This window comes from Xanthomonas sp. WCS2018Noco2-27 (assembly GCF_031843525.1).
Taxonomy (GTDB): domain Bacteria; phylum Pseudomonadota; class Gammaproteobacteria; order Xanthomonadales; family Xanthomonadaceae; genus Xanthomonas.
In genome coordinates, this window is the sequence record NZ_JAVTIK010000011.1 from 137,646 (window position 1) to 163,331 (window position 25,686).

General features: G+C 64.1%; 24 protein-coding genes and 1 other RNA gene. 14 read left to right on the forward strand and 11 right to left on the reverse strand.

Annotated elements, in window-relative coordinates:
- Window positions 1–375: 375 nt before the first annotated feature.
- Complete coding sequence (locus tag RQH86_RS17055) at window positions 376–1,557, reverse strand: putative acyl-CoA thioester hydrolase (RefSeq protein ID WP_311238591.1); 1,182 nt, start codon at window positions 1,555–1,557, stop codon at window positions 376–378.
- Window positions 1,558–1,822: 265 nt separating this feature from the next.
- Window positions 1,823–1,898, reverse strand: a non-coding RNA gene (locus tag RQH86_RS17060) — sX9 sRNA.
- Between the two features lie 190 nt (window positions 1,899–2,088).
- Here RQH86_RS17060 and RQH86_RS17065 point away from each other — a divergent pair.
- From RQH86_RS17065 to RQH86_RS17075, 3 genes are all read left to right on the forward strand, one after another.
- Window positions 2,089–2,592 (forward strand): pyridoxamine 5'-phosphate oxidase family protein, encoded by a 504-nt coding sequence (locus RQH86_RS17065; RefSeq protein WP_193552451.1) that lies wholly within the window; start codon window positions 2,089–2,091, stop codon window positions 2,590–2,592.
- A 269-nt stretch (window positions 2,593–2,861) separates the two neighbouring features.
- The gene (locus RQH86_RS17070) at window positions 2,862–3,152 is read left to right on the forward strand and encodes a hypothetical protein (protein WP_311238649.1); all 291 of its coding nucleotides are present in this window, start codon (window positions 2,862–2,864) and stop codon (window positions 3,150–3,152) included.
- Between the two features lie 213 nt (window positions 3,153–3,365).
- Entirely contained in the window at window positions 3,366–4,145 is a 780-nt protein-coding gene (locus RQH86_RS17075) for a DUF4440 domain-containing protein (RefSeq protein ID WP_311238590.1), read from the forward strand.
- A 150-nt stretch (window positions 4,146–4,295) separates the two neighbouring features.
- Here RQH86_RS17075 and eutC read toward each other — a convergent pair whose 3' ends face one another.
- From eutC to yidD, 6 genes are all read right to left on the reverse strand, one after another.
- Window positions 4,296–5,117 carry an ethanolamine ammonia-lyase subunit EutC gene (gene eutC / locus RQH86_RS17080; RefSeq protein ID WP_311238589.1) on the reverse strand — a complete coding sequence of 274 codons (822 nt, stop codon included), beginning with the start codon at window positions 5,115–5,117 and terminating at the stop codon, window positions 4,296–4,298.
- Complete coding sequence (locus RQH86_RS17085; RefSeq protein WP_311238588.1) at window positions 5,114–6,526, reverse strand: ethanolamine ammonia-lyase subunit EutB; 1,413 nt, start codon at window positions 6,524–6,526, stop codon at window positions 5,114–5,116. Before RQH86_RS17085 ends, eutC begins: the two co-directional genes overlap by 4 nt.
- Window positions 6,523–7,887, reverse strand: coding sequence for an ethanolamine permease (gene eat, locus RQH86_RS17090; RefSeq protein ID WP_311238587.1), 1,365 nt, complete (start codon window positions 7,885–7,887; stop codon window positions 6,523–6,525). Before eat ends, RQH86_RS17085 begins: the two co-directional genes overlap by 4 nt.
- A 759-nt stretch (window positions 7,888–8,646) precedes the next feature.
- Window positions 8,647–9,486 (reverse strand): M23 family metallopeptidase, encoded by an 840-nt coding sequence (locus RQH86_RS17095; RefSeq protein WP_311238586.1) that lies wholly within the window; start codon window positions 9,484–9,486, stop codon window positions 8,647–8,649.
- On the reverse strand, window positions 9,486–10,835 hold the full coding sequence (locus RQH86_RS17100; protein WP_311238585.1) for a dihydroorotase: 1,350 nt from the start codon (window positions 10,833–10,835) through the stop codon (window positions 9,486–9,488). The genes RQH86_RS17095 and RQH86_RS17100 overlap by 1 nt, the downstream gene beginning before the upstream one ends.
- Window positions 10,832–11,131 (reverse strand): membrane protein insertion efficiency factor YidD, encoded by a 300-nt coding sequence (gene yidD / locus RQH86_RS17105; protein ID WP_161963062.1) that lies wholly within the window; start codon window positions 11,129–11,131, stop codon window positions 10,832–10,834. The genes RQH86_RS17100 and yidD overlap by 4 nt, the downstream gene beginning before the upstream one ends.
- Before the next feature lie 84 nt (window positions 11,132–11,215).
- Between yidD and dksA the strand changes: the two genes are divergently transcribed.
- Entirely contained in the window at window positions 11,216–12,241 is a 1,026-nt protein-coding gene (gene dksA / locus RQH86_RS17110; protein WP_311238584.1) for an RNA polymerase-binding protein DksA, read from the forward strand.
- Between the two features lie 510 nt (window positions 12,242–12,751).
- Here dksA and RQH86_RS17115 read toward each other — a convergent pair.
- The 3 genes from RQH86_RS17115 to cysS form a co-directional block, all read right to left on the reverse strand.
- Window positions 12,752–14,002: an MFS transporter gene (locus tag RQH86_RS17115; protein ID WP_055852050.1), complete on the reverse strand. Its 1,251-nt coding sequence runs from the start codon at window positions 14,000–14,002 to the stop codon at window positions 12,752–12,754.
- Window positions 13,999–14,436: a SufE family protein gene (locus tag RQH86_RS17120; protein ID WP_311238583.1), complete on the reverse strand. Its 438-nt coding sequence runs from the start codon at window positions 14,434–14,436 to the stop codon at window positions 13,999–14,001. The genes RQH86_RS17115 and RQH86_RS17120 overlap by 4 nt, the downstream gene beginning before the upstream one ends.
- Window positions 14,437–14,666: 230 nt before the next feature.
- Entirely contained in the window at window positions 14,667–16,082 is a 1,416-nt protein-coding gene (gene cysS / locus RQH86_RS17125; RefSeq protein ID WP_311238582.1) for a cysteine--tRNA ligase, read from the reverse strand.
- Window positions 16,083–16,259: 177 nt separating this feature from the next.
- On the opposite strand from cysS, the gene RQH86_RS17130 reads away from it, so the two are divergent.
- The 10 genes from RQH86_RS17130 (at window position 16,260) to RQH86_RS17175 (ending at window position 25,682) form a co-directional block, all read left to right on the forward strand.
- Window positions 16,260–16,751, forward strand: a complete 492-nt coding sequence (locus RQH86_RS17130) for a hypothetical protein (protein WP_055852058.1) — start codon at window positions 16,260–16,262, stop codon at window positions 16,749–16,751.
- 309 nt (window positions 16,752–17,060) lie between these two features.
- Window positions 17,061–18,086 carry an N-acetylornithine carbamoyltransferase gene (locus tag RQH86_RS17135; protein WP_311238581.1) on the forward strand — a complete coding sequence of 342 codons (1,026 nt, stop codon included), beginning with the start codon at window positions 17,061–17,063 and terminating at the stop codon, window positions 18,084–18,086.
- A 72-nt stretch (window positions 18,087–18,158) separates the two neighbouring features.
- Window positions 18,159–19,400, forward strand: a complete 1,242-nt coding sequence (locus tag RQH86_RS17140) for an argininosuccinate synthase (protein WP_311238580.1) — start codon at window positions 18,159–18,161, stop codon at window positions 19,398–19,400.
- A 195-nt stretch (window positions 19,401–19,595) separates the two neighbouring features.
- On the forward strand, window positions 19,596–20,696 hold the full coding sequence (locus RQH86_RS17145) for an acetylornithine deacetylase (protein ID WP_311238579.1): 1,101 nt from the start codon (window positions 19,596–19,598) through the stop codon (window positions 20,694–20,696).
- A 48-nt stretch (window positions 20,697–20,744) separates the two neighbouring features.
- A complete protein-coding gene (locus tag RQH86_RS17150) occupies window positions 20,745–22,088 on the forward strand; it encodes an acetylglutamate kinase (RefSeq protein ID WP_115513153.1) in 1,344 nt (447 codons plus the stop codon).
- Window positions 22,089–22,093: 5 nt separating this feature from the next.
- Window positions 22,094–22,705, forward strand: coding sequence for a GNAT family N-acetyltransferase (locus tag RQH86_RS17155; protein WP_055852073.1), 612 nt, complete (start codon window positions 22,094–22,096; stop codon window positions 22,703–22,705).
- Window positions 22,702–23,655, forward strand: a complete 954-nt coding sequence (gene argC / locus RQH86_RS17160; protein ID WP_311238578.1) for an N-acetyl-gamma-glutamyl-phosphate reductase — start codon at window positions 22,702–22,704, stop codon at window positions 23,653–23,655. The genes RQH86_RS17155 and argC overlap by 4 nt, the downstream gene beginning before the upstream one ends.
- Window positions 23,656–23,764: 109 nt before the next feature.
- Window positions 23,765–25,060, forward strand: a complete 1,296-nt coding sequence (locus RQH86_RS17165) for an argininosuccinate lyase (protein WP_311238577.1) — start codon at window positions 23,765–23,767, stop codon at window positions 25,058–25,060.
- A complete protein-coding gene (locus RQH86_RS17170; RefSeq protein WP_055852323.1) occupies window positions 25,060–25,422 on the forward strand; it encodes a cupin domain-containing protein in 363 nt (120 codons plus the stop codon). The genes RQH86_RS17165 and RQH86_RS17170 overlap by 1 nt, the downstream gene beginning before the upstream one ends.
- Window positions 25,422–25,682 (forward strand): YciI family protein, encoded by a 261-nt coding sequence (locus tag RQH86_RS17175; protein ID WP_115527903.1) that lies wholly within the window; start codon window positions 25,422–25,424, stop codon window positions 25,680–25,682. The genes RQH86_RS17170 and RQH86_RS17175 overlap by 1 nt, the downstream gene beginning before the upstream one ends.
- Window positions 25,683–25,686: the final 4 nt, after the last annotated feature.

A 25,686-nucleotide genomic window follows, 5' to 3' on the forward strand; every position in this document is an offset into this window, starting at 1 on the left:
CGATGGGGCGCGGCGGCGCAATCTGCGCGCGGCATCGATACGTTGCATGACAACTGGATGACCGTGCGGGGAGGCACAGTGCATGCAGTGTGGGTATCGATGTCGCTACGTCGATCGCTTAGGGGAGCCGCAAGCGTGGCGCCTCGTGCCGGCTGCCGACGTCGGAGGGGCGAACTCGGCACCGCATCCCCGAAGCCAACCAACGCATTGCCTCATCCAGCAATGCGCCGCCATCAGTGGAGCGGAGACGTGCCAAACAACATCGCCTGCTGGCAGGCCGCATCACGCGGGTTGCCAACAGGCGACGAGTGCAGTGCTAAACGCACGTTTTGCTGCGAGGCTGCCGGAGAGCGGCGCAGCTGTCCTGGCTAACGCTCAGTCGGCGGCGCCCGCACCGCTATTGCCGTGCTCGTAAAAGCGGTTTGCCGAATTGGTGCAGCTGCTGCTGCAATAAGGGCGGCTTGCGGTGGAGGCATTCCAGGGCGTGGTCTTGCGGATATGGCTGCCCAGCGTGGAGTTGCGCACCGTCACCTGACCATTGGGCGAGGTGCCGTTGACGTAAGCGCCCAGATTGCTGATGCCTTCGTCCCAGGCGCGGCCCAGATAGGTCTGGTTGTCGGGCGAACCGGACAGGCTGACGAAAGTGCTGTTGATGGCAAGAAAGCCGTACGCGCTGCCGGGGCGCGTGCTGGGTGCAAAGATATAGCCGCCCCGGCTGGTTCCCAGGCGCGCGCCGGTGGAGCGGATATTGGCAGTGTCGAACACGCCGACGCCGGAGCCGAAGATGAAATCCACATCGCCATCGATGGTGCTGTTCTTGAAATACGCACGAATGACATTGGCTGCATTTGTCGCACTGATCAGCAAGGTGTCCTGGTTGCCGGTCACCAGTACATCTTCAAAGCTCGCCTTGTCGCCGCGCACTGCCAGCGCGACAGCCGCCTGGTTGTTGTCCGCGTATGTGCCTTCGACGTAATTGTTGTCCACACGCAGATGGCGCGCCTGGAAGTCGGCCGCGCGTACCGTCAGCGTGGCGCTGTTGGACGTTCCCACCGTGGCGGCCGAGGCATTGCTGGCACACGCATGGCTCGCCGTCCCGGTGGGCTTGGGCGTGGGGTTGGCATTGTTGAAGCGGATGATGGTATCGGCCTTGGCCGCACCCAGCCCGAACAGGGTCAACGGCGGCGCATTGGTCGGCACGCACACCAGTTCGGTATAGGTACCCGCCTTGATGCTGATGTAGCGACGCGTGCTGCCGCCTGCGGCCACTGCCGCATCGATCGCCGACTGCACGGTGCGGTAGCGCGTGGAGCCATCCGCGGCCACCGCATAGTCCGCGCTGAGCAAGGCAACGCCGGCAGTGGGATTCCAGTTGTCGGTGACCAATGCAGTGATCGGCCCGGCCTTGGCCAGCGCTTTGGCGATCGTATAAGTGCTTGCTTCGCTGCTGGTGAGCTGCGGACGTGAAGCGGTGCCGGTGAGTGCTGCCGCATCAACGCTGACAAGACTCAATAGTGCAGCGGCGATGCAGGTCGTGCGGATGTGCGAGACGGACATGGTGTGGCGCTCTTTTGGGAAGGGACGCATACAGACACGTGGGGGCGCCGCAGATGTCGTGCGCTGCGTGAGTCGTCGAGCGCGGTTGCCTGTGATGGAGCAGGCGTCGTGGTCGGGTTGGAGTTCACGTCGGCGCCGCCTGCGGTGCAGAGCGATGGTACTGCCGGGGTCGCTTGTTGGCGCCGGCGACGCCAACCAATGTGCAGGATGTGCGCTGTGGTCACGCTTTACACCAGCTACAGGTCGCAACGCGCACCACTAGAGCGGCTCTCATAACGTAGCGAGCAGTCGTCAGTTGGATGCGGGCGACGCGAAGGAAACGGCGTGCACGCGTGGTCCCTGCCGTACCTGGCGCCGCTAGCGCCCGTCTGGCGGCTACGCAGTCATGTTGTTAGCCGCTCCTAGTCGTGTTGTCAGTCGCGCATGGCCGCTGACTCGATACGGCTGCCTTATACCGATGCGTTGCCTGTGCGTCCTCACATGCCGTGGGCGTGCGGCCTTCCAGACTCAAGGGCCCGCGTAAAAGCGCGTATGTCAGGAATCGAAATGGCAGATCCCAAAGAACTGCAGGAAAAATTCTGGAAGGCCTTGAAGTCCGACCGCACCGTGATGCTGGGCCTGGATGGCGTCGAAGACGGCCATGCGCGTCCGATGACCGCGCAGATCGAGGGCGACAGCGGTGGTCCGATCTGGTTTTTCACGTCCAAGGACAATGCCTTGATCGCAATGCTGGGGCAGGGCCGTCGCGTCATCGGCGCCTTCAGCAGCAAGGGCCATGATCTATTCGCCAGCATCAGCGGATCGCTGCGCGAGGACACCGACCCGGCAGTGATCGAGCGGTTGTGGAACCCGTACGTCGCAGCGTGGTACGAAGGCGGCAAGGACGATCCGAAGCTGGCGCTGCTGCGTCTGGACCCCGATCACGCGCAGATCTGGCTCAACGGCTCCAGTCTGCTCGCCGGCATCAAGGTGCTGTTCGGCGTCGACCCGAAGAAGGATTACCAGGACAAGGTAGCGGACGTTCCGCTGCGTTGACGGTTGCACACACACGCGGCCGTCAATGCCGCGTGTGTGTGTCGATTGCATCACCACGATTGCGCATCGGTACGCGACGACAGCGTTGGGGATTTCGCTCGCACGGTGTTGTCGGGAGGAACGCTTGGTTAGGCGCGGCCCGCGCGCCTGTCAGCCGTGCTGCATGCGCCGCACTGATCTGCGCTTCACCACGGCAGAACACCGAGCAGCGCGATGATCAACCCCCACGGCACGGCGCGCTTGCGCCGGTGCTTCATGAGGAGAGTGACATGCAGCAGATCGAGATCGGCCAGATGGTATTCCTGCGCGACGGCGAAGTTGGTGTTGGCGCAGTGCGCGATATCCGCAACGATGGCGCCGAGCTGGTGATCAATATCGAGAACGGCGGCGATTTCGTCCTGCCGGCATCGGTGGTGCGCGATGTGCATTCTGGCAAGGTGTTATTGGATGTGGATCAGTTGCCAGAGGATGTGCGCAATGCGCTGCGTCATGTGCATGACAGCGAGCTGCAGACCAGCACATATGCTGCAAGCAATCCGCAGGATGGTGCGCTGAGGTAGACCTCCTGTAGATCTATGATTGCGTCAACGCCGCGCTTGCGGCCTGGCGTTTGCCATGCGACGTGCTTTACGTAACGCATACCGCATCGCGAACTGTGAACCGCCTCGCGCACTGTTCGGCAAAGCGAGCGACCGGTCGGCATGGTGACTTCCGGGGGACGGCGAGAGCTCGACTAACGTTTACCGTCGGACTTCATCCTCTCTGGATCCGACATGAAACTCGCAGGTCTGGCTATTGTCTTGTCGCTCGTTGTTGCATGCGATGCGGTCGCATTCGACGCACCAGCTGCATCTGGCGCGGACGACGAACGCGAGGTTCGAAACGCCGACACGCTGTTCTGGGACGCGTACAACGCCTGCGACATGCGTCGCATCGGCGAGCTGGTCACCGCAGACATCGAGTTCTATCACGACAAGACCGGACTCACGACCTCGCGGGCTGCCGTGGTCGATTCCTTGCGCAACGGACCTTGCGCCGATCCGACATCGCGACTTCGACGCGCGCTGATCGATGAAAGCCTGGCGTTTCATCCACTCAAGGATGGATATGCAATCTTGTCGGGCCGCCACCGTTTCTACGTGCAGCAGCGCGATCAGCCAGAACGCCTGGACGGGCAAGCCGATTTCACCACCGTGTGGAAACTCGACGACGGGCACTGGCGCATGCATCGCGTGCTCAGCTATGCGCATGCGCCCGTAGCGTACGTGCCTCCATCTGTCACCGTGATGCTGCCGGCCGCGACCCTGTCGCGCTATGCCGGCCGTTACCATTCGAAGCGTGCCGGGAATATTGTGGTCAGCATCGATGGCGACCACCTGGAACTGGTTGCGGGCAGCTTCGTGGCCACGCTCTATCCCGAATCGACCACGCGTTTCTTTGCGATCGAGCGCGACATCCGCTTCGACTTCGAAACAGACGATAACGGGTCTCCAGCGGCGTTGGCCGTTTACGAAAACGGCGTCGTCAGTGAACGGGCGCTGCGCGAAAAATAGTCTATTGCAGGCGCCAGCCGCGCTATCGCATCGACCGGCCTGCAATGATCGCGTATTGCATCTTGCAGGCGGCGGCAAGCGGGCTAGCAAGTACTTGTCATGGGTGATTAGCCTTGTTGACGACCCATCTCCGATCCATCGGCCAGAGCGTTATGCATCCGGTAACAGGAACGTGCGCGGCACCGCATCGGCAGGCCCCGCCGACGGCAACGCCGGTTGCTCCGCTTCGTCCTTGAGTTGCACACCGGACAACTTACGGCGGAACGCTTCGCGCAACAGATATGCCAGCTTGTGCGTGGCTTCTGCGTAACTCAGTCCTTCGGTACGGATATTGGAGATGCAATTGCGTGCGGCATCGGTCAAGCCGACGCGTGGCGTGTAGGTGAAATATAGGCCGAGACTGTCGGGCGAACTCAGGCCCGGCCTTTCGCCGATCAAGACGATCACCACGCGTGCCTTGAGCAGCTCGCCGACCTCGTCGCCTATCGCGACGCGCCCTTGTGCAACCAACACCACCGGCGCTAACGACCAGGCTTCATGTGCAGCCAGGGCATCGATTTGTTCGAGCATGTGCGCCGCGTGCCGATGCACGGCCAGCGCCGAGAGCCCGTCGGCAATCACCACGGCGACATCATGTCCGCCGCCATGCACAGCAGTGAGTCCGCGCAGATGCGTGGCAGCGTCGTCGGCCAGGCGGCGGCCCAGATCCGGGCGTTGCAGATAGGAATGCCGGTCCACCGCAGCGCTGTGCAACAGAATGCTGCTGCGCCCACGTTGTTCCAGTGCGGCCTGCAATGGTGCCGGGTCGAATGCCAGATGCACCGCATCGCGTGCCTGCGCATGCGCGAGCTGGAAATCCAGGTGCGCGGCAGTGGGCAAACTAGTGCCGACCCGCCCGAGTGCGATGCGCGCAGGGGTAAGCCGACGCAGTTGCGCCCAGGCATCGTGCGGGGGTGTCGTCGGGCTGCTCATTGCGACGATTCGGTGGGGAAGTGCGACAGCGCACGGCGAAACGCTGCAGGTACCTCGCTGCCCAGTTCAAACCGCCCATCGGCGTGGAGCCGCAGAATGCCTTGCTGGTCCAGCCATCGCTCGAATTCGGGCGCCGCGCGTAGGCCAAGTGCCTGACGCGCATACAGCGCATCGTGGAAAGAGGTTGTCTGGTAATTCAGCATCACATCGTCCGAGCCGGGAATTCCCATGATGAAGTTGATGCCGGCGGTGCCGAGCAGGGTCAGCAACATATCCATATCGTCCTGGTCGGCTTCGGCATGGTTGGTGTAGCAGATATCGCAGCCCATCGGCACGCCAAGCAATTTGCCGCAGAAATGATCCTCCAGCCCCGCACGAATGATCTGCTTGCCGTCGTAGAGATACTCCGGGCCGATGAAGCCAACCACGGTGTTCACCAGCAGCGGCTTGAACTGTCGTGCCACCGCATAGGCGCGTACTTCGCAGGTCTGTTGATCCACGCCATGATGTGCGTTGGCCGACAGCGCGCTGCCCTGGCCGGTTTCGAAATACATCACGTTGTCGCCGACGCTGCCGCGCCGCAAGGACAGCCCCGCCTCGTAGCCCTCCTGCAGTACCGCCAGGTTGATGCCGAAGCTGGCATTTGCAGCCTCCGTGCCTGCGATGGACTGGAACACCAGATCCACCGGTACGCCGCGATTGATGGCCTCGATGGTGGTGGTGATATGCGCCAGCACGCACGACTGCGTGGGGATCTGGTAGCCGGTGATCACCGCATCGAGCATGCGCAACAACGTGGTGGTGGCTGCAAGGCTATCGCTGGCCGGATTGATGCCGATCACCGCATCGCCATTGCCGTACAACAACCCATCGAGCACACTTGCGGCAATGCCGGTGGCATCGTCGGTAGGATGATTGGGTTGCAGGCGCGTGGATAGCCGCCCGCGCAATCCCAGAGTATTGCGAAAGCGCGTGACCACCCGGATCTTTTGTGCCACCAAAATCAGGTCCTGCACGCGCATCAATTTGGAAACTGCGGCCACCATTTCCGGGGTCAGCCCGGGGGCCAGCGCAGCCAGTGCGGCTTCATCGGCCTGCGCGCTCAGCAACCAATCGCGAAACCCGCCGACGGTGAGGTGCGCCACTGCGGCGAATGCGTGGGCGTCGTGCTGGTCGACGATCAGCCGGGTGACTTCATCGGTGTCATACGGCACCACGGCTTCATCAAGGAAATGCCGCAACGGCAGGTCTGCCAGCGCCATCTGCGCCGCGACGCGCTGCAGCTCGGAATCGGCCGCAAGCCCGGCCAGTTGATCGCCCGAACGTGCCGGCGTCGCTTTGGCCAGCAATGTTTTGAGATCGGCAAACTGGAACCGCTCGCCGCCGGCCGTAAACGCAAAGCCGCTCATCTGCCGCTGGCCACGGTGGACGTCTGGCTGCGCAGGCTCAGCACGCAACACAGCGCGCCAAACAGCAGCAAGCCGACAAAGATCAACGCCACGATCGGGTTGAACCACACCATCGCCACCAGACAGACCAACGCGAGCAACAGCGCAATCGCCGGCACCACCGGATACCCGGGTGCGCGGAAGCTGCGCTCCAGCCCAGGTTCAGAGCGTCGCAGCTTGAACAAACTGAGCATGCTCATGACATACATCACGATGGCGCCGAACACCGACATGGTGATCATTGCCGCCGTCAGCGACATGCTCTGAATCTTCACCACGCTGTCGCTGCAGATTGCGGCAATGCCGATCACGCCGCCGGCCAGAATCGCGCGATGCGGCGTACGAAAGCGCGACAACTTGGCCAGCCCGTGCGGTAAAAAGCCGGCACGCGCCAGCGCGAAAAATTGCCGCGAATAACCCAGGATGATGCCGTGGAAGCTGGCAACCAGCCCGAACAAGCCGATCCACACCAGCATGTGCAACCAGGTCGAACTATTGCCGACCACGGCCTTCATCGCCTGCGGTAGCGGGTCGTTGATGTTGGATAGCTGGCGCCAGTCGCCCACGCCGCCGGCAAACACCATCACGCCCAGCGCCAACACCACCAAGGTGAGAATGCCGGCGATGTAGGCGCGTGGGATCGTGCGCTTGGGGTCCTTGGCCTCCTCGGCCGCCATCGCTGCGCCTTCGATCGCCAGAAAAAACCAGATCGCAAACGGAATCGCGGCAAAGATGCCGGAGATGGCCGCCGGGCCGAACACGTCGCTGCCGGCCCAGCCATTGGCGGCGAAGCGCGCAACGCTGAAACCCGGCGCCACCACGCCCATGAAGACCAACAGTTCGATCACTGCCAGCAAGGTAACGATCAGCTCGAATGCAGCCGCAATCGCCACGCCGACAATGTTCAAGCTCATGAAGATCACATACGCGCCGATGGCAGCGATGCGCGGGTCCAGCGTGGGGAACTGCACATTCAGATATGCACCGATCGCCATCGCGATGGCCGGTGGCGCGAACACGAATTCGATCAACGTGGCCAGGCCCGCGAGCATCCCGCCATAGGTGCCGAACGCGCGCAGGCTGTAGGCGAATGGCCCGCCTGCATTTGGAATGGCCGTGGTCAACTCGGTAAAGCTGAAGATGAAACAGGTGTACATCACTGCGACCAGCACGGTGGTGACCAGAAATCCGAGCGTGCCGGCGGTGCCCCAGCCGTAACTCCAACCGAAGTATTCGCCGGAGATCACCAGACCCACCGCAATGCCCCACAGCTGCCAGGTGCCGAGGGTGGGCTTGAGTTGCTCGTTGCGCATGTCGCACATCTCCTGCAGTCGGGGGAGGGGAGACGAAGCACGTCGGTTGCAAGGGCGTGATCGCCAGCGCGGGCTGACCGTCGCTGGCCGATCCGCCGCTGTCATCGGCGATGATCGACGTTCGTCCGGTTATACCCCAAAGCCCGGCGACGGACACAAGCGCAGCGGGTAGGTGTGGCGGAACGTGGTGGCGGTCCAATCCGATCAATCGACAAGTGGGTGGAATCGCCGACAGTCCGCTGTGCGGCTGCAATCGCTGAAAGCCCCTCTCCCCTCGGGAGAGGGGTTGAGGTGAGGGTACGGTTACTCAGTTAACCAACCGCCGCCGCACCCTCATCCGGCGCTACGCGCCACCTTCTCCCGGAGGGAGAAGGGAGGTGTCCACGAGTGGCTGTGAGTGCGCACGCGTTGAGCGCCTGATGCGCAATGCTGGCATCGCCACAGCCCACGCATTCGGTCAATCAACACTTGTGTGGACTCGTCGAGGGCCCGCTTCGCTGCCGGTAAGTGAAAGCCCCTCTCCCCTAGGGAGAGGGGTTGGGATGAGGGTACGGTTACTCAGTTAACCAGCCGCTGCCGCACCCTCATCCGGCGCTGCGCGCCACCTTCTCCCGATGGGAGAAGGGAAAAGCCGCCCATCCGGAGTTACTTCCCGCGCTGAAGCACCAGTAGTGGGTCGACACGCACATCGAACCGCGCCGCAGAGATATCTGGCGGCCAGCATGGCCACCACGCCGCTGCGCGCCAGTGTTCCAACAGCCAGCAGAGCTACTTCCCGCGCTCAAGCACCAACAATGGGTCGATACGCACATCGAACCAATTCATCCCCCAATGCAGATGCGGTCCGGTCGCACGCCCGGTAGCCCCCACCGCTGCAATCACCTGACCCTGTTCCACCCGATCCCCCACTTTGACGTCGATCCGCGACAGATGCAGAAAGTTGGAGCTGATGCCGAAGCCGTGATCGAGCAGGACCGTGCCACCGGTCAGATACAGATCCGGCGCAGCAAACGTGACCACGCCCGCAGCCGGGGCCTTGACCGGCGTGCCGGTCGGCACGGCGATGTCCATGCCAGAGTGACCGGCGCCGGGCTGGCCGTTGTACACGCGCGCATTGCCGAAGCGCCCACTGATACGGCCCTGCACCGGCCAGATAAAGGGCTGCGCAAAATCCGTGCGTGCATCGTCGCGATCGCGCGCGGCGGTGACTTGCGCCTGCTCGCGCTTGATGCGCTCGGCAATGGCCGCAGGCGGGTTCACGGTCTTGGGCGGCACGCCGTTGACGCGCTCGGTTGGCCAATCGCGCGGCGTCACTGCGATGCTGCTGGTGCGCTGGGTGCCATCTGGCAAGGTGATTTGCACCTGCAGCGGGCCGGTCGCGTCGCGGCCGATGCCGAACACCACGCTGCCGTAGCCACTGACGCGCAAGGTGCGCCCCGCATATTGCACGGTGCTGCCGGCAGGCACCTTGCCGATCACCATCGCCCCTTGCGAGGCGTTGGCCGGGAACACCACGCCAGCCTCGCTCGCGGCCTGCGCCTGCACTGCGCCCGCACTCAGCATGGCCGGCGCCAACGCCAGCCATGCACCAAACAGTGCTGCGCGCATCAGCGGTCGAAGGTCAGGCGCTGGCCAGCGGCACTGCCGACCAACTGCTCGCCGTCCCACACCTGCTGCCCGTTGACCCAGGTTGCGGCAATGCGCGAGCGGAACGTGGTGCCCTCGAACGGCGACCAGCCGCATTTGGACAGCACCTGCTCGCGCTTCACAGTGAATGGGGTGTTGTCGATCATCACCAGATCGGCGAAATAGCCTTCGCGCAGAAAGCCGCGTTCTTCCACATCGAACAACTGCGCCGGTGCATGCGCGAACTTCTGCACGATACGGGTGATCGGCAGCTTGCCTTCATGCACCAGCTCCAGCGCGGCGACCAGCGCGTACTGCACCAGCGGCAGCCCGGACGGCGCCTGCACATAGGGCTTCTGCTTCTCTTCCCAGGTATGCGGGGCGTGGTCGGTGGCGAGCACGTCGATGACGTCTTCGGCCAGCGCTTCGATCAGGGCCAGGCGGTCGTCGGCGTCCTTGATCGCGGGGTTGCACTTGATCAGGTTGCCCAGCCGCGCGTAATCGCTGCGGTCGAAGCGCAAGAAGTGGATGCAGGTCTCGGCGGTGATGCGCTTGCGCAGTTTGCCGTCGGCGTCCACCAGCGGGCCGGCTTCGAACAGCCCCAGCTCGTCGGCGGTGGAGATATGCAGCACATGCAGACGGGTGTTGTGCTTGCGCGCCAGCGACACGGCCAGCTGCGACGACTTCAGGCAGGCCTGCCGCGAGCGGATGTCCGGATGCATGTCCGGGGTCAGCGCATCGCCGTACTTTTCCTTGTACTGCGCCATCGTCGCGTCGATGGTCGGGGTGTCTTCGCAATGGGTGATGATCGGCGTCGGCGCGTCGCGGAAGATCGCGTCCAGCGTCTCGGGGTTATCGACCAGCATGTTGCCGGTGGAGGCGCCCATGAACACCTTGATGCCCGGCGCGGTCTTGGGGTCCAGCGACTGGATCGCGGCCAGGTTGTCGTTGCTGGCGCCCATGTAGAAGCCGTAGTTGGCCCAGGCGCGTCCGGCCGCAGCATCGTACTTGGACTGCAGCGCGGCCGCGTCCAGCGTGGGCGGGTTGGTGTTGGGCATGTCCATGAAGCTGGTCAGGCCGCCGGCCACGGCGGCGCCGGATTCGGTGGCGATGTCGCCCTTGTGGGTCAGGCCCGGCTCGCGGAAGTGCACCTGGTCATCGATCATGCCCGGCAGCACCCAGCGCCCGGCCGCGTCCACCACGGTGTCGCCGGCGGCAGGCGTGATCTTGCTGTCGATCTTGGCGATGCGACCGCCCTCGATCAGGAGATCGGCGTCGAACTCCTTGCCTTCGTTGACCAGGCGGGCGTTGATGATGACGGTTCGGCTCATGGATGAGGTCCTTTGCAACTGCAGGAAGAAGAGGGGGAAGGGGCGGCGGACGCGGATGCGTCGGGCACCGGATCGAAGCCGCCCGGATGGAAGGGATGACAGCGGCCGAGCCGGCGCGCAGCCAGCCAGCTCCCGCGTAGCGGGCCGAAGCGGCCGATGGCGGTCATCGCATACTCCGAGCAACTGGGCGCAAAACGGCAGCGCGGCCCGAGCAGCGGGCTGATGAACAGCTTGTAGAAGCGCAACAGCGCGATGAGCAGGCGTCCGATCACTTGCCAATCATATGCCACTTGCATTAATAGGTGGTTGCCGGGGGTCAGTGGGGTACGTTATAAAGGCCCGCTTTCCCGGGCCCCGGGGGAACCAAGGAAGAGCGTTTCGTGGCTGCTAAAAAACCTGCAAAAAAGGCCGTAGAGGCCGCCAAGAAGTCCGCCAAACCCGCTGCGAAGAAGGCAGCGGCGCCTGCCGCTGCAAAACCGGCCGCCAAGAAGGCGACTCCGGCTCCTGCGCAACCGGTTGCCAAGAAGGCATCTGCGACCAAGGCCGCTGCCAAGCCGGCGCCGGCTTCCAAGGCCGCAGCGCCCAAGCCCGTGAAACCTGTCGCCAAGACCGCTGCCAAGCCGGCGGCGAGCAAGGCAGCTCCGGCTGCCGCCAAACCGGCTGCCAAGCCGGTGGCGTCCAAGTCCGTACCGAAGCCGGCCACCAAGCCGGTTCCGGCCAAGTCAGTCCCGGTCAAGGCTGAGAAGCCCGCGCCCGCACCGGCCCCCAAGGCCGTCCCTGCGAAGCCGGCAAAGCCCGCGACCCCGTCACTTAAGAATCCCGTGCCCGTTTCGAAATCTTCCGCAAAAACGCCAACCAAAACCGAAGCCCCCGCCAAGCCCGCCGCGACCCGTCCGGTCGGCAAGGTGGCAGTGGCCGTGACCGCCAAGTCATCCAGCCCGACGCCCAAGACCAAGTACAAAGTGGTCGACTACAAGAACGACGAGACCACCGGTCGCCCGATCCTCCCGCAGGGCTACAAGCCTTCGGCGGACGAGGAGTACATGAGCAAACTGCAGCAGGAATACTTCCGTCAGCGTCTGCAGAGCTGGCGCAACGAGATGGTGGAGGAATCCAAGCAGACCATCGAAAACCTGCGCGAAGAAGTGCGGGACATCGGCGATGAAGCCGAGCGTGCTACGCGCGAGACCGAGAATTCGCTGGAACTGCGGGCGCGCGACCGTGCACGCAAGCTGATCTCCAAGATCGACAGCACGCTCAAGCGTCTGGAAGACGGCGACTACGGCTACTGCGTGGACACCGGTGAAGAAATCGGACTGGACCGTCTGGACGCGCGTCTGACTGCCGAGCGCACCATCGACGCCCAGGAGCGTTGGGAGCATCTGCAGAAGCAGCAAGGCGACTGATCGTCTTTCTCCGTTCGCATAAAAAACCCCGCCATGTGCGGGGTTTTTTTGTGGGCGGTGGGTTGCTGCGGGCCGTTGTCGTGGCGCGTCGTTGCAGTGGGGCAGGCGACGCGGTGCCTTGCGGATTCGGTGGATCCCGTTGCATCGACCATCGCGGCGCGAGTACGCGCAAGCGGTGCAGGGCACTGGCGGCCTCTGCGACCAGCGCCTCGCCAGGCTTGGCCTGGAGCGGCTGGACAACACGTCGCGGGCACACCGGCAGCATTTGCAGCCGATGCCTCACCAGGCTTGGCCTGGAGCGGCTGGACAACCCGTCGCGGGCACACCGGCAGCATTTACAGCCGATGCCTCGCCAGGCTTGACTTGAAGCGGCGGACAACACGCAGCGCGCTGAGTCATCAGGCGGACTCGGCCGCCGCGCTCAGAACCCACGTGCACGCGGTGTACCTACAGCGCCGAGCACCGACTGCGCCCGTGTTGCAGTGAGCGCAGTCGTCTTGCCGGCTGCGCTTATTGCAGATCGCGTAAGTCCAGCTTGCGCAACCGCGGCGCCTTCCAGGCCGTGGTTGCCACCACGCCCAGGGTGACGCAGCCGCCGATGACGACCGCCGGCACTAGCCCGACCAGCCGTGCCATGACGCCGTCGTAGAACGCACCCAGCTCGTTGGACGAGCCGATGAAGATGCCGTTGATCGACGACACCCGGCCACGCATCGCGTCCGGTGTAGCGAGCTGCAGAATGGTCTGCCGCACCACCACCGACACGCCGTCGCACATGCCGTAGACCAGCAGGATCGCCGCCGACAGCCAGAAGTGCCGCGATAGGCCGAAGGCGATCGTGCACAGCCCGAAGCCGGCCACCGACAGCATCAGGATGCGGCCGGCATTGCGCTGCAGCGGGTGCCGCGCCAGCCACACGCCGACCACGATCGAGCCCAGCGCCGGCGCACCGCGCAGGATGCCCAGTCCCTCGGGGCCGTAATGCAGGATTTCCTGGATGAAGGCCGGCAACATCGACACCGCGCCGCCCAGCAGCACCGAAAACATGTCCAGCGCCATCGCGCCCAGCATGATCTGGTTGGAGAGCACGAACTGCGCCCCTTCGGCGATGCTGCGGAAGATCGGCGCACGTGGGCCGGCGTTGACCGGCTCGCTGACGCGCAACAACGCTAGCGCCAGGATCGCCACCAATGCCACGCCTGCGGCCACGCCATAAGCCAGGCCCTTGCCGCCCCAGCCGACCAGCACGCCGCCCAGTGCCGGGCCGATCACCATGCCCGCCTGGAAGGTGACGCTGCCGATGCTGGCGCCGCGTGCGAACGCTTCGCGCGGCAACGCACGCGCGAACAAGGCGTTGTAGACCGGCGACAGGAACGAGCGCGCCGCGCCGGTCAATGCGATGGCGGCATAGATCGGCCACACGCCTTGGATGGGCAGCCAGCCCTGTGCGATCGCCATCAACAGCAACGCGGTGGCGACCAACCCCAGGACTGCGACCATGCCCAGGCGCCTGCGTGGCAGATGATCGACCAGATAGCCGGCAAACGGCGCAATGCAGAAGAACGGCAGGATTTCCGCAAGGCCGATCAGCCCGAGCGACAGCGGATTGCGCGTGATCTCATAGATGTGCCAACCGACCGTGACCGCCACGATCTGGTACGACAGCATTGCCGCGACGCGGTACAGCAACACCAGGCCGAAGCCCGGATGGGCGAACAGCGTGCGCAGCGAGTCGGTGGGCGAGGGCGTCGGCGTGCTCACTGTTGTGCGCGTGCAGTGTCGCGAATGAAGGCCAGCATGGCGGCCACGCCGTTGCTACGCGTCGGCGACAGGTGCTTGGCCAGGCCAATGCCGGCGATGTAGTCCGGCTCGGTGGCCAGGATTTCTTGCGCGCTCCGCCCGGAATACACGCGCAGCGCCAGATAGATCAGCCCGGACACGATGGCCGAATCGCTGACGGCATGGAAGTCCAGCCGTTCGGCATTGCCTTCCGGCACGATCCACACCATCGACTGGCACCCATGCAGGCGATGTTCTTCGGTCTTCCACTGCTCGGGGAAGGTGGGCAATTTGCGGCCCAGATCGATCAGGTACTGGTAGCGCTCGGACCAGTCGTTGAAGAAGGAAAACTCGTCGGCAATAGCGGACTGCGCTTCGACGGCAGTGGGTTCAAGCGGGAAGGGGGTGGTGGTCATCAAAATTCCAGAATCGTTCGCAAAATCTAGGGGCATTCGGTCAAAGCCCCTCTCCCTCCGGGAGAGGGGTTGGGGTGAGGGTACGGGCGAAGCCTCGCTGGAATTCGATGCGGACTTCGTCCAGCCCTCAAAAAAGCGGTACACGCGGCTTCGCCTGCACCCTCATCCGCCCCTTCGGGGCACCTTCTCCCGCGCGCGGGAGAAGAAATCTGACGGACGCAGGCAAGAGGTCAGCTGCGCTTCCAGCGCACGCCTTGCGGGGTGTCTTCCAGCACGATGCCTTCGTCGGCGAGTTGCTTGCGGATGGCGTCGGCACGGGCAAAATCCTTGGCCTTCTTCGCCGTGCTGCGTTCTTCGACCAGGGCGGTGATGCGTGCATCGTCGCCGGCATCGGTGCCGCGCGAGAACCAGGCGGCCGGGTCCTGCTGCAACAAGCCCAGCGCCATTCCGGCACCCAGCAGCTCGGCCTTGGCGCGTTGCAATGCTGCAAGATTCTCTTGGCTAAGCCCATCGATTGGGCCGCCGGCCGGAGCAAACTCCAGCAGCGTCCGGTTCGCATCCTTGGCAAGCTTTGCCAGCACCGCCAGCGCCAGCGGCGTATTGAGATCGTCGTTGAGCGCGTCTTCCATCTGCTCGGGAATGACAGGCTCCGCTTCGATCGCGCTGAGGCTTCGCAAGGTCCCGTACAAGCCATCGAGCCGCTTGACCTGATCGTCGATCAACGCATCCGACCAATCCAGCGGTTGCCGGTAATGCGCGCTCAATAGCGCGAGACGCAGCGCTTCCGGCGGATGTTTGGCGATCAGATCGTGCACCGTTTCGACGTTGCCCAGCGACTTGCTCATCTTGGCGCCGCTGAAATTGAGCATGCCGTTGTGCAGCCAGAAGCGGGCGAAGGTGGCGCCGCCATGCGCGCACTCGCTTTGCGCGATTTCGTTTTCGTGATGCGGAAACTGCAGGTCTACGCCACCGGCATGGATGTCGATGGTCGGGCCCAGGTGCGCGGCGGCCATGGCCGAGCATTCGATATGCCAGCCAGGGCGGCCGCGGCCCCACGGCGAGTCCCAGCCGGGTAGGTCGTCGGTGGACGGCTTCCACAGCACGAAGTCGCCGGGGTCGCGCTTGTACGGCGCCACGTCCACGCGCGCGCCGGCCAGCATTTCATCAGGGTCGCGACGCGACAGCTTGCCGTAGCCGTCGAAACTGGCCACGGCAAACAGCACATGGCCTTCGGCGGCATACGCATGGCCGTTGGCGATCAGCTGCTCGATCATCGCCACGATCTGCGGGATATGCGCGGTGGCTTCCGGTTCGATGTCCGGCGGCACGACACCCAGTGCGGCCATGTCCTGCCGATAGATCGCGGCGAAACGGTCGGTGATGGTGGAGATCGGGACGCCCTGCGCCTGTGCGGCGGCATTGATCTTGTCGTCCACGTCGGTGATGTTGCGCGCGTAGCGCAGTGCCCCAAAGCGGCGCCGTAGCAGCGCGGCGAGCACGTCGAACACCACCGGGCCGCGGGCGTTGCCGATATGCGCGTAGTTGTAGACGGTAGGGCCGCACACATACAGAGTGGGGCTGGACGGATCGAGCGGCGCGAACGGTTCGACCCGCCGCGTCAGGTTGTTGTGCAGGCGCAGGCTCATCGGCATCTGAAAAAGGGTAACCGCACGATTCTAGCCCCTCGCGGCAGGATGGCGAACCGGCATGCCGACACCGGCGACCGGATGGGCTGCGTTCAGCCCCGGAGATCACAAGCTCCATACACTAACGTATTGCCCGGCTATGCCTTCCTGGTACTGATGCGACCTTCTCTGTTCTTCATGCTGCTGTGTGTGTTCGCCTGGCCGGCGGTCTCGGTGCACGCGGCAGAGCCGGACCCCAAGAACCGGGTCGTGGTGATCGAGAACGTCAAGCTGGACTATGCGCAAGTGCTCAATGTCGAGCCGGTCTATCAGACGCTGCGCGCCACCCGTATCGAAGAGCAGTGCGAGGCCGAACAGGCAGCACCGGTGGCGGTTGCGTCGGTCGAAGACGAGGGCCGCATCAACCGCATGGTGGATTCGGTCAAAGAGATGTTCACGCGCAGGCCCGAGCCCGCCCCGGCTGCAGTGCCGCCGACCAGTACCCGCCGCAATTGCCGGGTAGTGGAAGTGCCGCGCGAGTTCCGTCGGCCAATCGCTTTCGACGTGGATTACGTCTACAAGGGCACCAAGTACCGCTCGCGGCTGCCGGAAGATCCGGGCAACCGGCTGCGCATCCGGGTCTCGGTGACCCCCTATATTCCCGACGCCATCGTCGCGCCGCCGCGCTGAGGGGCATGGCGGTTGCGCCGTACCCGCATGCATGCGAGGATTCGCGCCCTATGCAAGCAATCCCCTTTCAGCACGACACCAGCGCGGCCCGGATGGCCTCCGGCATGACCTCGCGTGCCCGCCGACCGGAATCCCACATTTTCGCTGGGTAACCGGGGCGTTTTGCTGTCCGTTCTGAAAACCCAGCCCACCGGCTGGGTTTTTTCGTTCTGGCGTCACAAAAGTTTCAACCGCAAGAAACGCGCATGTCGCGCACCCCGTCGCTCCTGGCGGACCACGCAGCAGAAGCACGCAGCAAAGGATCGATCGATGTCACTGAAGCACTTCTTGAACACCCAGGACTGGAGCCGCGCCGAACTGGACGCGCTGTTGACCCAGGCCGCGTTGTTCAAACGCAACAAGCTGGGAAGCGAGCTGAAGGGCAAGTCGATCGCGCTGGTGTTTTTCAACCCGTCCATGCGCACGCGGACCAGCTTCGAGCTGGGTGCGTTTCAGCTGGGCGGGCATGCGGTGGTGTTGCAGCCGGGCAAGGATGCCTGGCCGATCGAGTTCAACCTGGGCACGGTGATGGACGGCGACACCGAGGAGCACATTGCCGAAGTGGCGCGCGTGCTGGGCCGCTATGTCGATCTGATCGGCGTGCGCGCGTTTCCCAAGTTCGTCGACTGGTCCAAGGACCGCGAAGATCAGGTGCTGAAGAGCTTCGCCAAGTATTCGCCGGTGCCGGTGATCAACATGGAGACCATCACTCACCCGTGCCAGGAGCTGGCGCACGCGATGGCATTGCAGGAACACTTCGGCACGCAGGATCTGCGCGGCAAAAAGTACGTGCTGACCTGGACCTATCACCCCAAGCCGCTCAACACCGCGGTGGCCAATTCCGCGTTGACGATTGCCACGCGCATGGGCATGGACGTGACCCTGCTGTGCCCGACGCCGGACTACATCCTGGATCAGCGTTACATGGACTGGGCGGCGCAGAACGTGGCCGAAAGCGGCGGCTCGCTGCAGGTGAGCCACGACATCGCAAGCGCCTACAGCGGCGCCGATGTCGTCTACGCCAAGAGCTGGGGTGCGCTGCCGTTCTTCGGCAACTGGGAGCCGGAAAAGCCGATCCGCGACCAGTACCAGCACTTCATCGTCGACGAAGCCAAGATGGCGCTGACCAACAACGGCGTGTTCTCGCACTGCCTGCCGCTGCGTCGCAACGTCAAGGCCACCGACGCGGTGATGGATTCGCCCAACTGCATCGCCATCGACGAGGCGGAAAACCGCCTGCATGTGCAGAAGGCGATCATGGCTGCCCTGGTAGGCCAGGGCAGCCGGGATTCGTGATTGGGGATTGGGGATTCGCAACGGCGAACTCCGCTCCCGACCCAACTTAGTCAACTTCCACAGAGAGCCCCCATGTCGCAGCAGACCGCTTCCACCAATCCCGAATCCCCACTCTCCACTCCCGGTACCAAGGACATCGTCCTGGCGTTCTCCGGTGGTCTGGACACCAGCTTCTGCATTCCGTATCTGCAAGAGCGCGGCTATGCGGTGCACACGGTGTTTGCCGATACCGGCGGTGTGGATGCCGACGAGCGCGACTTTATCGAGAAGCGTGCCGCCGAGCTCGGTGCAGCCAGCCATGTCACCGTCGATGGTGGCCCGGCGATCTGGGAAGGCTTCGTCAAGCCGTTCGTATGGGCAGGCGAGGGCTACCAGGGCCAGTACCCGTTGCTGGTGTCCGACCGCTATCTGATCGTCGATGCCGCGCTCAAGCGCGCCGAAGAGCTGGGCACGCGCATCATTGCGCACGGCTGCACCGGCATGGGCAACGACCAGGTGCGTTTCGACCTGGCGGTGAAGGCGTTGGGCGATTACCAGATCGTCGCGCCGATCCGCGAAATTCAGAAAGAACACACCCAGACCCGTGCCTATGAGCAGAAGTATCTGGAAGCGCGCGGCTTCGGCGTGCGTGCCAAGCAGCAGGCTTACACCATCAACGAGAACCTGCTGGGCCTGACCATGTCCGGCGGCGAGATCGACCGTTGGGAAGCGCCGGGCGAGGGGGCACGGGGCTGGTGCGCGCCGCGCAGTGCGTGGCCGACCGAAGCATTGACGGTGACCTTGAAGTTCGTCGAAGGCGAAGCGGTGGAACTGGATGGCAAGCCGCTGCCGGGTGCCAAGATCCTGGCCAAGCTCAACACTTTGTTCGCGCAGTACGGCGTGGGCCGTGGCGTCTACACCGGCGACACCGTGATCGGCTTGAAGGGCCGCATCGTGTTCGAAGCGCCGGGCCTGATTTCGCTGCTCACCGCGCACCGTGCGCTGGAAGATGCGGTGCTGACCAAGCAGCAGAACCGCTTCAAGCCGGACGTGGCGCGCAAGTGGGTGGAGCTGGTGTACGAAGGCTTCTATCACGACCCGCTCAAGACCGATATCGAAGCGTTTTTGAAGTCTTCGCAGTCCAAGGTCAACGGCGAAGTGACGCTGGAAACCCGCGGCGGCCGCGTCGATGCGGTGGCGGTGCGTTCGCCGCACCTGCTCAACACCAAGGGCGCGACCTACGCGCAGTCGGCCGATTGGGGCGTGGAAGAGGCGGAAGGCTTCATCAAGCTGTTCGGCATGAGCTCCACGCTGTACGCGCAAGTCAACCGCTGAGGCGACCGCCGCGTCGGCAACCCGCATCTTCCTTCTCCCGCGTGCGGGAGAAGGTGGCGCAGAGCGCCGGATGAGGGCGGCCTGACGCACGCCCCCATCCGCCCTGTCGGGCACCTTCCCCCGCAGGCGGGGGAAGGGCTAGATGGGCTTAGAAAGACCAACCATACGCTGCCGGACGCAATCAAGACGCGATCAATGACCACACTGCTCGACAACACACTGACGCATCTACAGGCACTGGTGTCCTTCGACACCCGCAATCCGCCGCGGGCGATCGCTGCCGAGGGCGGCATCTTCGATTACCTGCGCGCGCAGCTGCCCGGTTTCCAGATCGAAGTGATCGATCACGGCGCCGGTGCGGTGAGCCTGTACGCGGTGCGCGGCACGCCAACGTATCTGTTCAACGTGCATCTGGACACGGTGCCGGATTCGCCGCATTGGAGCGCCGACCCGCACGTGATGCGGCGCACCGAGGACCGGGTGATCGGTCTGGGTGTGTGCGACATCAAGGGCGCGGCGGCGGCGTTGGTGGCTGCGGCCAATGCCGGTGATGGCGATGCGGCGTTCCTGTTTTCCAGCGACGAAGAAGCCAACGACCCGCGTTGCATCGCTGCATTTCTGGCGCGTGGGTTGCCATACGAGGCGGTGCTGGTGGCCGAGCCGACCATGAGCGAAGCGGTGCTGGCGCATCGCGGCATCAGTTCGGTGTTGATGCGCTTTGCCGGCCGTGCCGGGCATGCATCGGGCAAGCAGGATCCGTCTGCAAGCGCGTTGCACCAGACAATGCGGTGGGGCGGCAAGGCACTGGACCATGTCGAGTCGTTGGCGCATGCACGCTTCGGCGGTTTGACCGGCTTGCGCTTCAATATCGGCCGCGTCGATGGTGGCATCAAGGCCAACATGATCGCGCCGGCCGCCGAGCTGCGCTTCGGCTTTCGTCCGTTGCCGTCGATGGACGTGGACGGCTTGCTGGCCACTTTTGCCGGCTTTGCCGATCCTGCGGCAGCGCACTTCGAAGAAACCTTTCGTGGGCCGAGCTTGCCGTCGGGCGACATTGCGCGCGCCGAAGAACGCCGCCTGGCCGCGCGCGATGTGGCCGATGCGCTGGATCTGCCGATCGGCAACGCGGTGGACTTCTGGACCGAAGCCTCGCTGTTTTCGGCCGGCGGCTATACCGCGCTGGTCTATGGTCCGGGCGACATCGCCCAGGCGCACACCGCCGACGAATTCGTGACGCTGGAGCAGTTGCAGCGTTACGCCGAATCGGTCAATCGCATCATCAACGGCGCGCACTGACGCCGATTCCTGCGCCTGGCGCATCCTTCTCCTCTTTCGATCACGGCAATGTCCCTCTCCGCACAGCCCCACAAACAGACCCGCCAGACCATCGTGCGCCTGCTTTCGAGCATGGCCAGCGCCAAGGAAATCAGCCAGTACCTCAAGCGTTTTTCGCAGCTGGACGCCAAGCGCTTTGCGGTGGTCAAGGTCGGCGGCGCAGTGCTGCGCGACGACCTGGACGCGCTGACGTCGTCGTTGTCGTTCCTGCAGGAAGTGGGGCTGACCCCGATTGTGCTGCATGGCGCCGGCCCGCAGCTGGATGCCGAGCTGTCTGCGGCGGGCATCGAAAAGCAGACCGTCAACGGCTTGCGGGTGACCTCGCCGCAAGCGCTGGCGATCGTGCGCAAGGTGTTCCAGGCGTCCAATCTCAAGCTGGTGGAAGCGCTGCAGCAGAACGGTGCCCGTGCCACCTCGATCACCGGCGGCGTATTCGAAGCGGAGTATCTGGACCGCGACACCTACGGCCTGGTCGGTGAGGTCAAGGCGGTGAATCTGGCGCCGATCGAGGCCAGCCTGCAGGCCGGTTCGATCCCGGTGATCACCAGCCTGGGCGAAACCCCGAGCGGGCAGATCCTCAACATCAATGCGGACTTCGCCGCCAACGAACTGGTGCAGGAACTGCAGCCGTACAAGATCATCTTCCTCACCGGCACCGGCGGGCTGCTGGATGCCGATGGCAAGCTGATCGATTCGATCAACCTGTCCACCGAATACGATCACCTGATGCAGCAGCCGTGGATCAATGGCGGCATGCGCGTGAAGATCGAACAGATCAAGGATCTGCTCGATCGCCTGCCGCTGGAATCGTCGGTGTCGATCACCCGTCCGGCGGACCTGGCCAAGGAACTGTTCACCCATAAGGGCTCTGGCACGCTGGTGCGGCGTGGCGAGCGCGTGCTGCGCGCGACCTCCTGGGATGAGCTGGATCTGCCGCGGTTGACGTCGCTGATCGAATCCAGCTTCGGGCGCACATTGGTGCCGGATTATTTCGCCAACACCACGCTGCTGCGCGCTTACGTCAGCGAGAACTATCGCGCTGCGGTGATTCTCACCGACGAAGGCCAGTTCGGCGCAGGCCGGCTGACCTATCTGGACAAGTTCGCCGTGCTCGACGATGCGCAAGGCGAAGGCCTGGGCCGTGCGGTGTGGAATGTGATGCGCGAAGAGACCCCGCAGCTGTTCTGGCGCTCGCGTCACAACAACCAGGTCAACATTTTCTATTACGCCGAATCCGACGGCTGCATCAAGCAGGAAAAGTGGAAGGTGTTCTGGTACGGGCTGGAGAATTTCGAACAGATCCAGCACTGCGTGGCGCACTGCGCGACGCGTCAACCGACCTTGCTGGGCTGAGCGCAATGACACCCGCCGCCTTGCCATCGGCCTGGAGCGAGATGCCCATCTTGCGCGGGCAGCACGCCACCCTGGAGCCGCTGCAGCCTGCCCATGCCGATGGCCTGCGTGCGGCGCTGGGCGACGGCGCGCTGTCGCGCTTGTGGTACACCGGCGTGCCGGCACCGGCCCAGGTCGATGTCTACATCGCGGCGGCAATGGCAGCCCGCGCCGATGGCGCGGCGTTGCCGTTGGTGGTGCGCGATGCGGCAGGTGACACCGTCGGCTGCACGCGCTACTACGCGCTGGATGCCGCCGTGCCCCGGCTGTCGATCGGCTACACCTGGTACGCGCCGCGCGTGCAACGCAGCGGCGTCAATACCGAAGCCAAGTTGATGCTGCTGCAGCACGCCTTCGAAACGCTGGGCTGCCTGAGCGTGGTGTTCGAAACCAGCTGGTTCAATCACACCTCGCGCGCGGCGATCGCGCGGCTGGGCGCAAAGCAGGACGGCGTACTGCGCAATCACACCCGCCACGCCGACGGTACGCCCCGCGATACCGTGGTGTTCTCCATCATCGATACGGAATGGGCCGGGGTGAAACGCCACCTGCAGTTCCGCCTGGAAGCAAACGCATGAGTGTTCAAACAACAACCATCGGCATCGTTGGTGCCCGCGGGCACACCGGTTCTGAACTGATCAAGCTGGTCGTGGCGCATCCGCATCTGCAGCTGGTGTTCGTGTCCTCGCGCGAACTGGCGGGGCAGGCCGTGGCCGACCACAACGACGGCTATCGCGGCGATCTGCGATTCGAGAGCCTGGATGCCGACGCGGTGGCCGCCAAGGGCGCCGATGTGGTGATCCTGGCGCTGCCCAATGGCAAGGCCGAACCGTTTGTTGCCGCAATCGATGCACGCCGGCCGCAGATGCTGCTGATCGATCTGTCGGCAGACTATCGCTTCGACCCTGCGTGGTATTACGGCTTGCCGGAGCTCACCCGTGGCAAGTATGCGGGGCAGCGCCGCATCAGCAACCCCGGCTGCTATGCCACTGCAATGCAGCTGGCGATCACCCCATTGCTGGATCAGCTGGCCGGCCCGCCGCAATGCTTTGGCGTGTCCGGTTATTCCGGTGCGGGGACGACACCATCGGACAAGAACAATCCCGAGCTGCTCGCCGACAATCTGATGCCTTATGCGCTGACCAACCACATGCATGAGCGCGAAGTGTCGGCACAGCTCGGCGTGCCGGTGGAGTTCATGCCGCATGTGGCGCCGCATTTCCGCGGCATCACCATGACCGTCAACCTGTGGCTGCAGCAGCCGCTGACGCGCGAGCAGATCCAGGCGCGCTATGCGCAGCGTTACGCGGGCGAGCCGCTGATCGAGCTTGTCGACGAGGCGCCGTGGGTGAGCCGCATCGCAGGCAAACACGGCGTGCAGATTGGCGGCATCACCCTGGCGCCCGGCAACAAGCGCGTGGTGGTGGTGGCGACGCTGGACAACCTGCTCAAGGGCGCGGCAACCCAGGCCATGCAGAATCTCAACCTGGCGTTTGGCTGGGACGAGTTGACCGCAATTTCGATGTGATTCTCGGGACCAGGGACCAGGGACCGGGGACCCGGGAAGAGCAAGGGCAAACGCTCCTGCTTTTCCGGGTCCCCGGTCCCCAGTCCCCAGCCCCGCAAAAAGGACCCAAATGACTAATCTGTTGTGGCAAAAGCCCGGTGTTGCGGTGGACGCCAAAATCCAGACGTTTCTGGCCGGCGACGACGTGATCCTGGATCGCGAGTTCTTCCTGCACGACATCGCAGCCAGCAAGGCGCATGCGCAGGGGCTGCAGCACATCGGCATCCTGTCCTTGCAGGAGCTGGGCGGCTTGAGCGAACAGCTCGATCTGCTGGCGGACGATTTCCGCAGCGGCGCGTTCGTGCTCGATGCGCAGTACGAAGATTGCCATTCGGCGATCGAAGCGCGCTTGACCGAGCGGCTGGGCGATGCCGGGCGCAAGATCCACACCGGGCGCAGTCGTAACGATCAGATTCTGGTCGCCACGCGGCTATGGCTGAAGGACAAGCTGCAGCGCGTGGCCGAGCTCAGCCGCGAGATCGCCAAGGTGGCGCTGGATCGCGCGCAGGCCGAAGCCGCATTGCCGGTGCCGGGCTATACGCATATCCAGCGTGCGGTGGTGTCGTCGGCGGGCATGTGGTGGGCGGGCTGGGCAGAGGCATTTATCGATAACGCCGTGCGCGCGACCGATACCCTGCACCTGGTGGACAGCAACCCGCTCGGCACCGCCGCCGGGTACGGCGTCAATCTTCCGCTGGACCGTGCGCACACCACCGCCGAGCTCGGCTTTGCACGTCTGCAGGTCTCGCCGATCTACGCGCAGCTGTCGCGTGGCAAATACGAGCTGGCCGCACTCGAAGCACTGGGCAGCGCCACGCTGGACCTGCGCCGTATCGCCTGGGATCTGTCGCTGTTCACCAGCGGCGAATTCGCTTTCGTCGCGTTGCCGGCGCAGTACACCACCGGTAGCTCGATCATGCCGAACAAGCGCAACCCGGACGTGATCGAACTGATGCGTGCCACCCATGCCAGTGTGGCGGCGGCGCGTACCGAGATCGAACAACTGCTGTCGCTGCCTTCCGGCTACCACCGCGATCTACAGAGCAGCAAGGGCGCCATCGTGCACGGTTTCGGCCGTGGTCTGGCTGCGCTGGAATTGCTGCCTGCGTTGCTTGCCAATCTGGAATGGCGCCCGGACAAGTTGCATGCAGCGATCGACTCGGGCATGTACGCCACGGATGTGGCGGTGGAAGCGGCCGTGGCCGGTGTACCGTTTCGCGATGCCTACAAGGCTGCTGCGGAAGTATCCGAGACCGCAGGGCAGGGACGCACGCCGGAAGGCAGCCTGGCTGCGCGCGTCTCGCCTGGTGCCGCAGCCGATCTGCAGCTGGATGTGTTGCGCGCGCGTTGGCAGGCGCTGCGCTGATGGCCATGATCAGCACCGACACGGCCGAGCATTACCCCTGGGGTGAGGCCTGCGAAGGCTGGCATCTGTTGCGCGACCCCAACTTGAGCGTGCTCGAAGAACGCATGCCGCCAGGCGCCGCAGAGTTGCGCCATCGGCATAGTCGCGCACGGCATTTTTTCTACGTTGTGGCCGGTGAAGTGATGCTGCAACTGGACGGTGCGCAACATGTGCTGCGTGTCGGGCAGGGCTTGCACGTGCCGCCGGGGTCTACCCATCAGATGCACAATCTGTCGGACGTAGAAGCGCGCTTTCTGGTGATTTCCGCACCGCATGGTCGCGAACGCACGTCAGCGGCCGCACGCATCAAGGACGCAGGCTGATGAAGACGCGCTATCTGGTGTTGGCGATCCGCAATGCCACGTTTCCCGCCGATGTGGTGGAGCCGCATCTGGCGTTTCTGGAGGAACTGCGAGCCGCCGCGCAGCTTGAGTTGACCGGTGGTTTCAGCGATCGCTCCGGTGGGGCGTATGTGCTGGTCAACGTCGACAGTCTGGAGGAGGCCAAGCGGATCGTCGCGCGCGACCCCCTGGTGCTGCGTGATGCGTCCACACTGACCGTCTACGAATGGAACACGTTCTGAGTAC